Here is a 12,743-nt window from a genome sequence, read left to right as displayed (position 1 = left end):
GGCCTTTCGGGGCTGCGGGGTGAGGGGGGGCTACAGCGTCGGCTGCACTTTGTAATTGTGCGACAGCACGCCATCGGACACGTAGGTATGGGCATCGCCGACGGTGATCTTGGCGACGCGCGCTTCGCCGGCGGCGACACCGATTTCTTCCATCATTACCCAGCGGTCGAGCCAGAAACGGTGACGTGGCGTTGCCTGGGGATAGCCCTCGGCATGGAACACCGGATCGAGCGAGAACGAAATCGCGGTCACCGGATAAGCGCCCCACGCCTGCGTGACTTCGTGTCGCGTCCAGACCCAGTCGCCCACCTCGACCATCGACGCCGGCTTCTGGATTCCCGGTCCGGAGCGCCCGGCGTCGGCCATCAGGATCAGCGCTGAGTCGATGACGCAGCGGCCGTTATAACCGCCCCCGCCATCGCCGCCCCCGCCCGGTGAACTGCCACCGCCCGTGGAGATCGTGAAGGTTTGCTCGGCCGACAAATTGAGAAACGCCGGGTCGGCCGTCCAGCCATCATAGGCGGCGATGCGGCCATAATAGGTGCCGGCCGACAACCCATAGACCGTGATCGACGGAATGCCGGCCGACAGCACCCCGCCCGAGGTAGAGGGATTGAACCCGCTGGTCGACGAATAGAACATGACATAGCCGGCGAGGTCCGGGTCGGCCGAGGCGGTGCAGGTCATCGTGCCGTTGGTCGTGCCGCCAGTCGCCGCCGGCGACGACACCGCGGGCGGAGCATTGTTGGTGACGACGAGCCAGGATGACGGCGGCGCGTCACCGGCCGCGTTCGAGGCGAGGACCTCGACATGATAAACCCGGCTCACGCCATCCTGTGCCGCCAGCGCGGACGTATAAGTGGCCGCCGGGGTGGAGGTCACGATCTCGCGCTTGAGCGTGGTTCGGTCGGCCAGATAAAAGCGAAATTTATAGGTCACGGCCCGCGTCGAAGGATCGCACACGACTGACAGCGAACTGCCGTCCCAGCCATGGGCAAGCGCGAGGCCGGTTACCCGGTCGGGAAGCGCTGTCGAGGGCGTGAGCGACACCGTGTAAGGCGACAGCGTCGATATATCCTGGAGTTCCAGGCCGAAGACATTGAACGACGGGAACTTGACGTAGATCGTCGATCCGACGTTGAGGCTGGCATAGCTGAACTTGAACACGGCATCGTCGAGCCGGATGAAGCGCTGGCCGACGGCATGGCTCGCCGGCAACGTGCCCGCGAATCCGCGGCGCAAGGTAGTTAGGTTATAGGTGCCGGTGCCGGTCAGCGTCGCGGTTTGATAAGTGACTAACTCGTCGCCGACAATGCACAGCGAACCGCCGGCATTGGCCTCGGCGGCCGTCGCCGAGCCGAGTTCGCCGCGTGAAGCGGTGAGATCGACCGCTATCGTGTTCGCTGTGTCGGGATCGGCATGATTAGCCAGCGCCGCCGTCAGCACGCCGTGGCGCGCAGGGCCGTTGACCGTGCCCGCGCGGGAATAGGTGACGTTATCGACGCTGACCCAGACCTCGCAGCCACCCCAATTCGGCGACGGCGATGCGACCGCGCACCATATCTCCGGATCGCCGTTGGTGAGCGAGGTTGGCGCGTTGATGAGGGCAGGCGTCGAAACCGAGCCCGGAGTATCCGCTGCATTGGGCTGCCGGTCCGGTCCGCTCGAATGCGAAGCGTAGAGCGCGGCAGACGCGGTTCCGACCGGCACGCCCTCCGCGGTGATCGACAGGAGTCCGTCGGCATCCTCGCCAATCTCGGTGATCCGCACCAGCACGCGATTGAGCAACAGTGAATCGGTCGTCGTCGTCAGCGTCACCAGATCGGTCGGCTCGAGCAACGCGAAATTCCACGGCAGCTTGAAGGTGTATTTCTCCCGCGTGTAGAGCACACGCTGGCCGTATAGCTGGACCGCCTTCCGGGCGATTGCCGCATCGCAGATGCAATGGACCGTGGTCGGATCCTGCTTGCGCCGGCCATAGGTGACGATGTTGTCGAGATCCTGGGCGGTCGCGATGCCGACATTATATTGCTGGCTGCGATCCAGGAACTCGAACTGGACGATGTTATAGGCGTCGGACTGGTCGACGATTTCGATCGAGACGGCGTTGCCGCCGTCGTCGACTACCAGATCGTCTTCCGTCAGGTCGTATACCGGGGTCAGGTTCGGCGCCCAGGTCACCGAATTGCCCGTTGCCGCGGCATCGCCATACGGCCGGATCTTGAGCATCCCTTCCGACCAAAAGACCGCCGCGTTGGTCGCGGTCAGCCATTCCTCCAGGATCGACGCCGCGCTCGACTGCGATTCGAGCATTGGCGAAAGCAGCAGGTTGTTGGCGCGGCAATAAAGCGAATAATCGGACAGATCGCCGATCAGACCCGATCCCCACATCGGGACGCCATAGGCTGCATTGGTCAGGAAGTCGGTGATGATGTCCTTCGGATCGGCGTCGCACACGCCGCCCCCGAGCTGGGTGGCAAAGTCGATCTCGAAACTGTGGTTCGACAGAGTGGCGCTGTCGGCAAGATCGTAATCCTGGGCATAGACATAGGCGATGCCCGAATAATTGATTGCCTGAGCGGGGAATTTGGACGTCAGATAGCCCCAGACCGGCTGGGTCGCCGCGCCCGTTGCCAGGCTCAGCCCGGCGGCCGATAGCGTCGTCAACACCGCCGTGTCCTTGTAGATCGTGCGGATACCTTGAATGCCGCTCGCGCCGCCCTCGCAGATGCCCAAGATGATCGACGCGGTATAGGTATAGGTCGTGTTCTTGGAACCGCCGCCCAGGCCCTTGCCGGCACTGGTCTTGGTCGTGTGCGGGATTGCGGTGAAAGCGTTGTACCAGATGAGATTGCACTTCATCCGGCCCCGGCCCCAGCCAAGCGAGATGGGCAGGCCCAGGGTTGACGATTGGACCTGCAGCCCGTTGAGCTTCGGTGATGTGGTCGAGGTAGACTTGCCGCCCATCATTGATCCTCGAACAGGGTGAAGAACTTGACCGGCCGGGAGCGCAGCTCCTCGTCGCGATCGACATTGCCGCGCACGACGCCGCCGCCGCGGATCACGGCGTGCAGCACTTCGGGCAGGTCGATGACGATCGCCGCATGCGAATAGCAGCGGCCGTACTTCCAGATCGCGAGATCGCCGGGCCCGACCGCCTCGCGCGGGATCTCTCGCGCGAACCGCGTGATCCAGCCCAGGAACTGCTCCTCGTCGCGATGCAGCATCCATTGCGGCGAGTAATCGGGTTCGACCCGCGGGATCAGTCCCACCGCTTCATATACCGCCGCCGGCAGCATCGCGCAGTCGACCCCGACGCCGCGCAGTCGTGCCCGGTGATGATACGGCGTTCCTTCCCAGCCGAGTGCCTCGCGCACCACATCGTCGCGCGTCATCCGAACGCGGTCTCCGGCACCGGGACGTACGGCGTTGCCTTGAACCGCCCGAGATTGTTGAAGCGGACCGAACACCGGCTCTGCGTCAGATCGCAGCCGGGATAGGCGGTGAAGGTGTTGCCCGCGACCGGCAGCGCGGGGAGGGGAGAGACGAGCTGGAACAGGCCCGCCGTATCGTTCGCCATGATCGTCGCCGAGATGCCGGTGTTCGGCCCCGACGTGAACACGATCCGCCCTTGGGCGAAATCATTGGCCGGTGGCGTCAGGCTGGTGTCGAACATTGTGAGGGTCGGGGCCGGTGACGCGCCGACAATGCCGGTCACCGCGAAGGCCGCCGGATTGAGCGCGCAGCCGGCGTCATAGACCGCATGCAGGCAGGCCGCTTGATAGAGGTTGGCCGGCATGTTGGCGTTGAGCAGCACGGTCCACGACGACACCGTGATCGTCGCGCCGTCGCCGGTGATCGCGCTGATCGCGGTGACGCGCCCCGAAAACCTCAGCACCGTGCCCACCACCGGCAGGTTCCAATCGGTCAGGAAGGCGCGATCCAGCCGGACATTGGCGCCATCGAACCCATGCCCCCGGATGAACGGGATGATCGGCACGCCATTGATCAGATCGTCCGGATTCGCGGTGATCGCCATGTCGACGATCGCCACGTCGAGCCCGATCTTCTCGCTGATATCCTGCCGCTCGATCATCGGGCCAAGTGCATAGACGTGACCGCCCGACGCGATCGGGACGTCACCGCCCGACCATCTGATGACGGCGCCGCCGACCAGCGTAATCGTCCACAGGTCGACCATCTGGAAATCCGCGCCGCTGTTGAGCAGGGTGATCAGCGCAGGCGATGCAGTTTTCATGGTCAGGCCTTGGTGGTGGTGAAGGAGAGCCCGTCCTGCGACCACAGGCTCTGCATCATCTGGTTGAGCTCGAGCGCGTCGTCGTCGAAGCGGCAGGCGAACATGAAGCGCCCGGTCCAGGTCAGCACTTTTCCGGCCGCGGGCGCGCTGGTGAACGTGATCGATCCTCGCGGACCGACCGTGAAGCTCGCAACTGGGGCAGTGTCGGCGAACACGGTCGGCGTTCCAAGCACACCGCCGACCGGTTCGGAAAAGGTCGCGCTACCGAACGCCATGCTCCGAACGAGCTGGAACTTGGTCGTTACCCCGTCTCCGATTCCGAACCGCTGCGCCGCGACGGTGTTGTCGCCAGGGTCGAAGAAGAAGAATTCCTGATATTGTCCGCCGTGCAGCAGGAAGAACGCCGCCAGTCTCTCGAGGTCGGGCGTGGCGGGGAGGTCGCGCAACACCTCGTACGATACCTTGAACTGCCACCGTGGATAGGACCAGGTCTTGCGCCGCCGCTCGCGTCCCGACGATGCCGTCGCGATCTTGGTCGCCCAAGTCGGCGTCTTCGCGACCAGGAACGACTGCCCGATCAGCGTCGGGAACACGTCTGGGTCGTCGATCGACGGATCGGATGTGACGAGCCAGCGTGTCGGCAGGTAGAGCGTGGGCAATCTCGTCTCCAATCGAATGGGCTGCGCGGATCGCCGCGGGGATCGGTAGGGAAGGTGCCACGGCCGCGGTGGCGCAGATGCGGCCGCGGATCGGCGCTTGCTGCGCCTGTGCCGGCCACACATTGATCACCCCCGAAATCCGCAACCGGCGCCGACAATCGCATCCAAATTGGAGCTATCGACCGGTCTGACATCTTGCGCGGCGATCGCGTATCGCTAGCCTAGCAACCGACAATTCCGACATCGTTTCAAGGATGTGCGCGATGACGTTCGTGATTTTCGATGTTGACGGCGGCAACCCAATTCACGCAACAGGAAACCAAAGGGGGGAATATTCCAATGGCTCAGATTTCTTGTCCGCAATGCCGCAGCGCGACGCCGCGCGCGGGCTTCGGCTTCCTCAAGATCGCGGTGGCAATCCTGTTCTTTCCTATCGGTCTGCTGATCCTGTTGACTGGTCGCAAGCCGACGGCCTGCCGCCAATGCAATTTCCTTTTTACGACCTGATCCGGCCTGTCTGCCAGTCATCTCGGACAGCTGACCATCGCATCGATCCTGACACCCAATGCGTGTCCGCGGCAAATCAGCGGAGGCCAAGCAAGATCGGCGGTACGAAGGCTTGGTTGGCATCGAAAGGTGCAGCAGGAAGGGTCGGGATCCGGCCCGCCGCGGCATTGTTGGCAATGGTGGCGATCGGAACCGCGTCGCCCGCGCCGGCGAACAATCAGGACAAGAAAGCCGATGCTGCAGCGGTCGCCGCCATCAAGGCGCGGATCGTCCAATTGCGGGCTGACCCACAGAGTAGGAGGTGTCTCGGCGCCGATGCGGTTACCTGCCTCGCGAGCCTCAGCTTTAGCTTCACCCTGACGACGCCGCCCCTGTGGATGGCTGGTGGTTTCAAACTGCCGGGGCCGGTCCAGCGCGACATCAACGGCCGGACGATGCCCGCGACGATGGATTTCCTGATTAAATTCAATCCAAAGGATCGCTATCTTCTCAACGACAGCATGGTCGGCGCCAAAATCGGGCTTAGCGACGGCGAGCATGTCGACAGCGTGGATTTCGATCTCAAAGAAAACCCACTCCTGGCCCAAACGGAGGCCGAGTGGGATAAGACCCATGTTTTCCAATTGGCAACGGCTGTACTCGGCCCCGCCTGCATAGGAACCGATCGCATTGCCTTCTATCGACGCTACGACGCCGTCCAGAGGCAGGAATCGAGTTCGGACCGTGTCGATCTCGGCTACCGTAACTCTCGCCGTTCGTCATCAATCTCTGGTGACACCAAAATCTGCGGCGTGACCATGCACGTCACCTCCATCAGCGGATACTCCCGCTCGACCGGATCTTACGGCGGAGCCGTGCTGACATTCCGATTGTGACGCGATCCGGTCAGCAGCCGAAGCATCGCGCCTGTCGTCAGCCCGGAAGGGAGAAGCCCAGCTTACCCTCGCGGTGAGCCATTTTCATCGCCTTGGCGAAGGCGTTGCGGTTGGCGATGATCTGGCTCTCAGTCAGGCCACGCGCGCTATGGTCGTGATAATGGTAACCGCCGCCCGCCGAAGACGCGTCATTCGCCGCAGCGGGTGCGTTCGAATTGGCGGCGCCCCCCAGCATCGACCGCAACGGTTGCGCCGCCCAGGCGGGAAGGACCATTTCCCGCTCGTGCAGCATGGTCAGTCCGCCATCGACATCCCAGATGCCGCCGGCCCCGCTGGGGATGGCCAGAGTGGAAATGAACGACATCGCCGCGGAATACGCGGTCGCCGCTGCCGCGGGCGCGAGGCCTGGTCCGACGACAGGGATGGCTGCCGTGGCAGCATAGGCGCCTGATCCCGCGACGGCGGCATTGCCGGAAATCTCACCGGCTGCCGCCGTCTTGCTCGCCGCTCCGCCCAGCAACAGTGCGGAAAGATGCTGCACCAACCATTTCTGAATGATCTGCGCGAGCGCGTCGGACAAGATGCCGACCATCCCCTTGTAGAGATTCTGGAGCGTAGTCGCGAAGGACTGCTGGAAAGTGAGCAGCTTGGAGATGTTCTGGCCCCATAGCTGCGCGGTCGCATTGATCGCCTGGCGCTCGATTTGCGTACGCTCGAGCAGCGCCTTGCGCTCAAGGTCGGCGATCTTCCCCTTGGAGGTCTTGACCGCATCTTCCTTCTTTTTCTGCAGCGCCTTCCAGTCCGCCGAATCCTTCAGATAGAGCTTCTGCTCGTCCTCGAAAAACTTCTCCTCAATACCCATACGGGCCTGCTCGGTCTTGATTTCTTCCTGCAGCAATTGGCCTTGGGTTTTGACACCCATCTGGACCAGGAATTCGCCCGATTTCTGGACGGCCTCGACGCGCTCCTGTTGGTTCTTTTCAAAGTCCTGGATCGCCTTATCGTCGATCTTGCTCACCTCGGCGGCGGTCTTGCTCGCCGAGGCAACGATCTTCGCATCGGCCTGTCCGGCGTCCTTGGCTTTCTCGTCGGAAACGGGGGAGGCTTTGCTGCCGCTCCCGCCGACGGCGGTCCGGCGCGTACTACCGCCGCCGCCAGAGTTGGACGTATGCCCCTTTCCGCTACCATTACCGCCTATGTTGCCGCCATCCGTGCCGGGCAGGCGCGCGATTCCGCCGGTCCCGGTCGGGCCGGGCACGGCTTGCCCGTTGGCCGCTGCCGCCACCGTCTTCGCCAGGTCGGCATAGACGGCCTTGATCTTGGCTGCCGTCTCCGTCGCATGCTTCTGAATGCGGTCGAGCCCCGATTGCCAGTCGCCTTCGATCGCGCCCCAATTCAACGTGAATACGTCGCGTGCGATCGTGCCCATCATCGTGAGCCGGTCGATGAACAGGATAATCGCGGCCTTGAGCACCTCGATGACGATCGTCACGCTGTCGTTCAGGATCTCCCAGGCGTCCTTGAACAGGTTGAGCGCGGTTTCCGCCATCTGAGTCGCATTCGGCGTTTTCACCCCGAACGCGTCGCTGATGTCGCTGACCAGCGCCCCAACGATATCGACGACCGCGCTCCACAATGCCTGAAAGATGCCCGCCAGCGCGTTGATCACGATGCCGACACGCTCGATCACCTGGACGATTACCTGGAAGATCCCGGCGACTATGCCGCCCGAATTATAGCTGTCGATACAGGCTTTGACTAAGCCGGTGAAGCTATTGACGATTTCAGTCAGCACCGGCGCCAGCGCATCGGTCAGCACATTACCCATACCCGTCCAGGTAAGCTGCGCCTCATTGACCGATTCGCCCAGCTTGGTGCCCCGCTCGATTGCCCGGTCGTTGGCGGCACCATAAGATTCGGTCTTCTGCGCCAGATTAGAAATCGCCGCGCCGCCCTGGTTCAGGAACGGGATGGCCTCTGCGCCTGCCTGACCCATCAGCTTGATCGCCATCGCGGTCTTTTGCGGGCCATCGGCGGTTTTGGCGAACTTGTCGGCGACCGTGGTCAGGATCGTCATCTGATCCGACCCGGCCTTGATGTCGATCCCAAGCTTTTTGAACGTGTCGGGGCTTTTGCTGAAATTCTTGTCGAGCGTCGCCGTGCTCTGCGACAATTTTGTAAAGTCGGTTCCGGTCGCCTTCGCCATCCCCTGCAGCAATTGCACCTGGTGGGTCGACATGCCGAGCTCCTTGGAGAGCACGGTCACCTTCTCGGACGATTCGCCCATCGCGATGATCGCCTCGGCCGCCTGCTTGCCGACCTCGATCAGGCTGCCCGCCATCTCCTTGGCGCCCTTAATCCCTTCGACCAGCTTGCCGAACCCGCTTTTGCCCTCACCGGACTTGGCCGCCATTTCCTGCAACGCCGCGCTGTTTTCTCGCAGTGCGCTGGCCATTTCGTTCAGGCCGCTCACGACCTCCTGCGGCTTCAGTCCCCGCATGCTCGCGGTCAACGCATCCATCGATTGGGTGCTGTGCTCGACCGCGCCGCGCATCCCGGCAAAGCCTTCGGTCATGCTGTCCGCGGCGCCCTGGACCGTGCTCTTCAGCTCGCCCAGGTCGCCGCGGACCTCCTGTATACCCGCCTCGACTCCGGATGTGTCGGCCGAGATCCGAATGGAGACGGTATCGCTCATGACATGTCCTTCAGTCTCTGGAGTATCGCACGCGACGCTGCCGCCGTGTCGCCGCCGGCGACGGGCATCGCGACCTCGGCGGAAAGCCGTGCAAGCGTTGGCTGGGTCGGCGAAAGTTCACGTGTCTCGGCCGAGCTACGGTCCTTGCTCGGGATCAGGTCGACTCCCAGCGCGCGTGCGATCGCGACCGCGGCGATATTGAGCGGCGGGCCGGTCCGCCGCCAGGTCTGGTGCTGGGCCTCGACATCGGCCAACCCCCAATCGCGTTCGATCGCGGCCTTCGACCCGCCTTCGATTCCGGCAGCGATCAGCTCGTGGACGAGCTCGGCAAGTCCGTGCTCGAGGCTCCCGCCGGTGCCGTTTCCGTGGGAGCCGTCGCTTCCCCCTTGCGCTTGAGTCCCGATTCCTCGCTCAGGTCCAGGAAAGCGGTCTGCAGTCCGACGAACTCGTCCATCGACACGTTCGCCTCCAGATAGTCGGCGGTCAGCGTCGGATCGATTTTGGCCAATCCGATCGACAGCACGTTGAGCAGGTCGACCGCCGAGTCCATTAGATCGGACAGCGATCCGTTGCCGTCGGTCTTACGCTGGATATTGTCGATAAACGGTGCGGCTCGGCGCAGTTCGCCGAGTTTGTAAGGCGCGATCGCGAAATCGCGCCCTAGGATATGGATGGTCGCCATATTACTGCGCCGACCCCCATTTCAGCACGTTGCCCGACGGATCGGCGAATGCCGAGAAATCGAGTTCCGGGATCATGAAGTCATCGACCTTGGTCTGCAGCGCGAGCTTATTCGAGACGCAAGCGAACAGGGTCAATGCCAGGCCGTTGCCGCCAAGCTGATTGAAGAAATCGGCGCGGAAAGTGGGCGCCTGGCCCATCTGGATGTTCTGCACGACCGAGGTCTTCGCGACCGTGGACGTCGCGGTGTAGCTGTAGTTGATGAAGACCAGCTTGCCGGTATCGGCGGCTGCGAACAGATACGCCCCGGTGGTGACGCTATACTGCCCGGCGGTGGGGGCGGAAGCAACGCGCGTCATCGGGTTGCCGGTGGCGTCGCGCACGCCCAGATCGCCCGCCCAGGTGCCGCTGCCTGGCACGGTCGGCGTGATCGTGAATGGTGTCGCCGGGATCGTCGCGCCGGTGACGTCGTTGACGATGCTGTACAGGCTCGATGTTACCGTCTGGCCGAAGAAAAGGCTGTTCATCACCGCGCCGTTGAACTGGCCATATTTGGCCTTGCCGGTGATCTTCATCTTGCCCCGGCCGACCGCGACCGGGAACTGATTGGAGCCATACAACTCCTTGATGTCGCCGCTGATGTCGATCGAGACTTCCTGCGTCACCGCCAGCATCAGCGGCGTGGGGTTGGCGATTGCCGCGCCCGTCGCGTCAAAGGTCGGCGTGCCCCACAGCACTCCGGCACCGAAATTGTACATGGCCATGCCAATTCTCCAATAAAAAAGCCCGCAAGACGCGAGCATTGGCGTTCGTCCTTGAAAGTGATCTGTAACTAGACGGCAGTGAAACCCGCGCGCGTGATCTGGCGCCGCTCGTCGTCACTCAGGTCGTCCGGCACGGCAAGCACGCCGTCCTCGACATGGATTTCGCGCTCGGTTGACAGCGTGATCGCGCTGACATGAGCCGGTGCCGCGAAGCGCAGCAGCGAAGGTGAGGTCGCCGTATCGCCGTCTGCCGTCGGCATCAGGGGGTCGGTATCGGCCGCGGCGGATTGCGATCGTGCCATTGGTTTCTCCGTTGTCGTCAAGGAAGGATGATGGTGATGGGGACGATCAGCATGGCCTGACCGTCCAGGTCGCCATTGTCCTTGTGGATCGTGCCGTCGATATATGCCCGGTAGGCAAGCCCGCCGAGCGTCTGCCGCGCACCGGGTAGCGCGGGGCGAAACGCCGCCTCGATCGCGTCGAGGATCGCGTTGCTGGTTTCCGCGGGAGTTGCCGCTTGGTCCTTGCCGCCGCGGTGATAGATGATCCAGCTCGCGTGCAGGCTATGCTTGTCGAGCTGCCCGTCGAGCGAGGCAAGCGTCTCGGTACCCTCGATCTGGTACAGCCCGGGCGCGGGCGCCTTGTCCCACATCTTGAGCCGGCGGGATCGCTCGACGAAAGCTTCGTCATTGCCCCAACGCACGTCCGCGAGTGCAAGGAGTGCGTCGAACACCTCATTGCGAATGGTCATCCGATCGCCTCCTGTGCGGCGGTTATCGCCGTCAATTTCAGCGCAGCTGCGATCTCGTCGGTCTCATCACTCAGCGCGCCGGCCAGATAGGGCCGCGCCGGAATGCGGGATCCGGGATGGTGGACCACCCGCGCGAAGACGTGCTTGCCGCCCGCCACGAAGGCAAATGCCTTGGCCTTGTCGGGGACGATGTCGTGCGGCGACGTGCTGCCACCATGCTCCAGGATCGCAGCGTAAGGCACGCTATCGTTGACGAATACTTCGCCGAGGATGCTGTCGCCCTTGGCCTCGACCCTGCGCTCGACCGCGTTCGCCAGCCTGCCGGTACGCGCGTTCAGCATCTGGCCGTGAAGCTTGTCGTCGATCACATGCCGCTGCAGTTCGGCGGTCGCCGCCGTCACCTTGGCCTCGACCGCCGCCGATATCTGCGACGACAGACGATCGAGTCCGGCACTCAACGCCTCCGCATCCAGCGTCACGCTCATAATGGCGCCGCCAGCATGTAATTGTTGAGCCGTGCCAGCACTGCCTGGTGCATCGCCTCGCGGCTGAACGCGACGGTAGTCGCGCCCGAACTTGCATGGCTGGTCTCGCCGATATGCGTGCGGGCCGAATAGGCTTCGCCAACCAGCTCAGTCACCGCCAGCATTAGATCGGCCGGGACGGAATCATATCCCGCGACATACGTCACTCGCACCGGCCGATCGTACGGCGTTCGCGATCCAACCAGGATCAAGCTGCGCCCATCGGTCGCAACCCCGGATGCGTTGCCGATCGCATCGACCGCAGTGTCGATCCGCGTCTCGCCCCATTCGACCGAGGTCACCGATTGGACCGGCCAGTTCCTCAGCAGGAACCGGGATCCGCCGGTCCCGCGATAGGTTTCGACATGCGTCGCCGTCAGGACCTTACGCTGGATAGTGTTCTCGACGAACGCCGACACCTGGGTGACCAGATCGGTCAGCAGCGCGTCGTCATTGTCGCTCGAAATGTTAAGCCAGCGTTTGACCGCCGACAGGTTGGTGAGGTCGCCCGACGCCATGACGTCATCGGCCCACGAAGCTGAAACCGTGATCGAGCAGCTCGGCCGCCGCTGCGATCGGCACCGTCACGACGCCGTTGGCATCCGCCGCGAACGATTGCCCGCGCCAGCTACACCCGTTGCCATCCTCATGGAGCATCGTGACGGTGTCAGCCGCCGCCGCTTTGGGCGCACGGCGCGGGGAAGCATTGTCGGCCATCGGCGTCTCCTCTCGGAAAATGAAAAGGCCCCGCCGGTCATCGCGGCGGGGCCAGGAAAGCCCGGGGAAGGGGTGGGCGCCCGCGGAGGAGAAGGATCAGCCGTTGGCGATATTGGCGATCACGCCCATCGCGAACGGCGCATAGACCGCCAGCGTCTCCTCGACATAGACGCCCGACATCTCGGCACGCGTCGTGATCGGCCAGTCGATCTGGTAGTAATCGCGGCGCACCTTCATCTCCGCGACATTGGGCACCTCGCTCGATTGGTATTGGACCGGCAGGTCGCCGGCCCAGCCCAGGATCGTCCCCGC

General features: G+C 63.4%; 15 protein-coding genes. 1 reads left to right on the top strand and 14 read right to left on the bottom strand.

Translation table 11 applies throughout. From position 1 onward, the window contains the following. Nucleotides 1–30: 30 nt before the first annotated feature. From SAS01S_RS06625 to SAS01S_RS06610, 4 genes are read right to left on the bottom strand one after another with little or no spacing between them, the layout of a single operon-like run. Nucleotides 31–2,967, bottom strand: a complete 2,937-nt coding sequence (locus SAS01S_RS06625; RefSeq protein WP_066806429.1) for a phage tail protein — start codon at nt 2,965–2,967, stop codon at nt 31–33. Continuing rightward, nucleotides 2,967–3,395: a C40 family peptidase gene (locus SAS01S_RS06620; protein ID WP_066806428.1), complete on the bottom strand. Its 429-nt coding sequence runs from the start codon at nt 3,393–3,395 to the stop codon at nt 2,967–2,969. The genes SAS01S_RS06625 and SAS01S_RS06620 overlap by 1 nt, the downstream gene beginning before the upstream one ends. Beyond that, nucleotides 3,392–4,258: a DUF2163 domain-containing protein gene (locus tag SAS01S_RS06615; RefSeq protein WP_066806427.1), complete on the bottom strand. Its 867-nt coding sequence runs from the start codon at nt 4,256–4,258 to the stop codon at nt 3,392–3,394. Before SAS01S_RS06615 ends, SAS01S_RS06620 begins: the two co-directional genes overlap by 4 nt. 2 nt (nt 4,259–4,260) lie before the next feature. Then, a complete protein-coding gene (locus SAS01S_RS06610) occupies nt 4,261–4,917 on the bottom strand; it encodes a DUF2460 domain-containing protein (protein ID WP_066806425.1) in 657 nt (218 codons plus the stop codon). A 263-nt stretch (nt 4,918–5,180) separates the two neighbouring features. Here SAS01S_RS06610 and SAS01S_RS06605 point away from each other — a divergent pair, with 263 nt between their 5' ends. Continuing rightward, the gene (locus tag SAS01S_RS06605) at nt 5,181–6,299 is read left to right on the top strand and encodes a hypothetical protein (protein ID WP_218016262.1); all 1,119 of its coding nucleotides are present in this window, start codon (nt 5,181–5,183) and stop codon (nt 6,297–6,299) included. A gap of 37 nt (nt 6,300–6,336) precedes the next feature. Here the strand turns inward: SAS01S_RS06605 and SAS01S_RS06600 are convergent, their stop codons facing one another. From SAS01S_RS06600 to SAS01S_RS22745, 10 genes are all read right to left on the bottom strand, one after another. Further along, on the bottom strand, nt 6,337–8,994 hold the full coding sequence (locus SAS01S_RS06600; RefSeq protein WP_066806421.1) for a phage tail tape measure protein: 2,658 nt from the start codon (nt 8,992–8,994) through the stop codon (nt 6,337–6,339). Next, on the bottom strand, nt 8,991–9,248 hold the full coding sequence (locus tag SAS01S_RS06595; RefSeq protein ID WP_066806418.1) for a hypothetical protein: 258 nt from the start codon (nt 9,246–9,248) through the stop codon (nt 8,991–8,993). The genes SAS01S_RS06600 and SAS01S_RS06595 overlap by 4 nt, the downstream gene beginning before the upstream one ends. A gap of 53 nt (nt 9,249–9,301) precedes the next feature. Then, nucleotides 9,302–9,676, bottom strand: coding sequence for a hypothetical protein (locus SAS01S_RS06590; RefSeq protein ID WP_066806417.1), 375 nt, complete (start codon nt 9,674–9,676; stop codon nt 9,302–9,304). Nucleotide 9,677: 1 nt separating this feature from the next. Then, the gene (locus SAS01S_RS06585) at nt 9,678–10,439 is read right to left on the bottom strand and encodes a hypothetical protein (RefSeq protein WP_157082691.1); all 762 of its coding nucleotides are present in this window, start codon (nt 10,437–10,439) and stop codon (nt 9,678–9,680) included. Between the two features lie 68 nt (nt 10,440–10,507). After that, a complete protein-coding gene (locus SAS01S_RS06580) occupies nt 10,508–10,741 on the bottom strand; it encodes a hypothetical protein (RefSeq protein ID WP_066806413.1) in 234 nt (77 codons plus the stop codon). Nucleotides 10,742–10,758: 17 nt separating this feature from the next. Next, entirely contained in the window at nt 10,759–11,190 is a 432-nt protein-coding gene (locus SAS01S_RS06575; RefSeq protein WP_066806411.1) for a hypothetical protein, read from the bottom strand. Further along, nucleotides 11,187–11,675: a hypothetical protein gene (locus SAS01S_RS06570; RefSeq protein ID WP_218016261.1), complete on the bottom strand. Its 489-nt coding sequence runs from the start codon at nt 11,673–11,675 to the stop codon at nt 11,187–11,189. The genes SAS01S_RS06575 and SAS01S_RS06570 overlap by 4 nt, the downstream gene beginning before the upstream one ends. Then, nucleotides 11,672–12,232: a head-tail connector protein gene (locus SAS01S_RS06565; RefSeq protein ID WP_066806409.1), complete on the bottom strand. Its 561-nt coding sequence runs from the start codon at nt 12,230–12,232 to the stop codon at nt 11,672–11,674. The genes SAS01S_RS06570 and SAS01S_RS06565 overlap by 4 nt, the downstream gene beginning before the upstream one ends. Nucleotides 12,233–12,236: 4 nt before the next feature. Continuing rightward, nucleotides 12,237–12,431 (bottom strand): hypothetical protein, encoded by a 195-nt coding sequence (locus tag SAS01S_RS06560; RefSeq protein WP_066806407.1) that lies wholly within the window; start codon nt 12,429–12,431, stop codon nt 12,237–12,239. Between the two features lie 96 nt (nt 12,432–12,527). Beyond that, the coding region (locus SAS01S_RS22745) for a hypothetical protein (RefSeq protein ID WP_218016260.1) at nt 12,528–12,743 on the bottom strand (216 nt) is incomplete at its 5' end.

This window comes from Sphingomonas asaccharolytica NBRC 15499 (genome assembly GCF_001598355.1).
In the GTDB taxonomy this organism is placed as follows: Bacteria; Pseudomonadota; Alphaproteobacteria; order Sphingomonadales; family Sphingomonadaceae; genus Sphingomonas; species Sphingomonas asaccharolytica.
This window is presented reverse-complemented; position numbering and strand designations above follow the sequence as displayed.

Bases quoted from the DNA above. Each gene is read 5' to 3' on its own strand.
- SAS01S_RS06625 (WP_066806429.1), bottom strand. From the start codon at position 2,967: ATGGGCGGCAAGTCTACCTCGACCACATCACCGAAGCTCAACGGGCTG.
- SAS01S_RS06570 (WP_218016261.1), bottom strand. From the start codon at position 11,675: ATGAGCGTGACGCTGGATGCGGAGGCGTTGAGTGCCGGACTCGATCGT.
- SAS01S_RS06590 (WP_066806417.1), bottom strand. From the start codon at position 9,676: ATGGCGACCATCCATATCCTAGGGCGCGATTTCGCGATCGCGCCTTAC.
- SAS01S_RS06560 (WP_066806407.1), bottom strand. From the start codon at position 12,431: ATGGCCGACAATGCTTCCCCGCGCCGTGCGCCCAAAGCGGCGGCGGCT.
- SAS01S_RS06580 (WP_066806413.1), bottom strand. From the start codon at position 10,741: ATGGCACGATCGCAATCCGCCGCGGCCGATACCGACCCCCTGATGCCG.
- SAS01S_RS06565 (WP_066806409.1), bottom strand. From the start codon at position 12,232: ATGGCGTCGGGCGACCTCACCAACCTGTCGGCGGTCAAACGCTGGCTT.
- SAS01S_RS06600 (WP_066806421.1), bottom strand. From the start codon at position 8,994: ATGAGCGATACCGTCTCCATTCGGATCTCGGCCGACACATCCGGAGTC.
- SAS01S_RS06620 (WP_066806428.1), bottom strand. From the start codon at position 3,395: ATGACGCGCGACGATGTGGTGCGCGAGGCACTCGGCTGGGAAGGAACG.
- SAS01S_RS06605 (WP_218016262.1), top strand. From the start codon at position 5,181: ATGACGTTCGTGATTTTCGATGTTGACGGCGGCAACCCAATTCACGCA.
- SAS01S_RS06585 (WP_157082691.1), bottom strand. From the start codon at position 10,439: ATGGCCATGTACAATTTCGGTGCCGGAGTGCTGTGGGGCACGCCGACC.
- SAS01S_RS06575 (WP_066806411.1), bottom strand. From the start codon at position 11,190: ATGACCATTCGCAATGAGGTGTTCGACGCACTCCTTGCACTCGCGGAC.
- SAS01S_RS06615 (WP_066806427.1), bottom strand. From the start codon at position 4,258: ATGAAAACTGCATCGCCTGCGCTGATCACCCTGCTCAACAGCGGCGCG.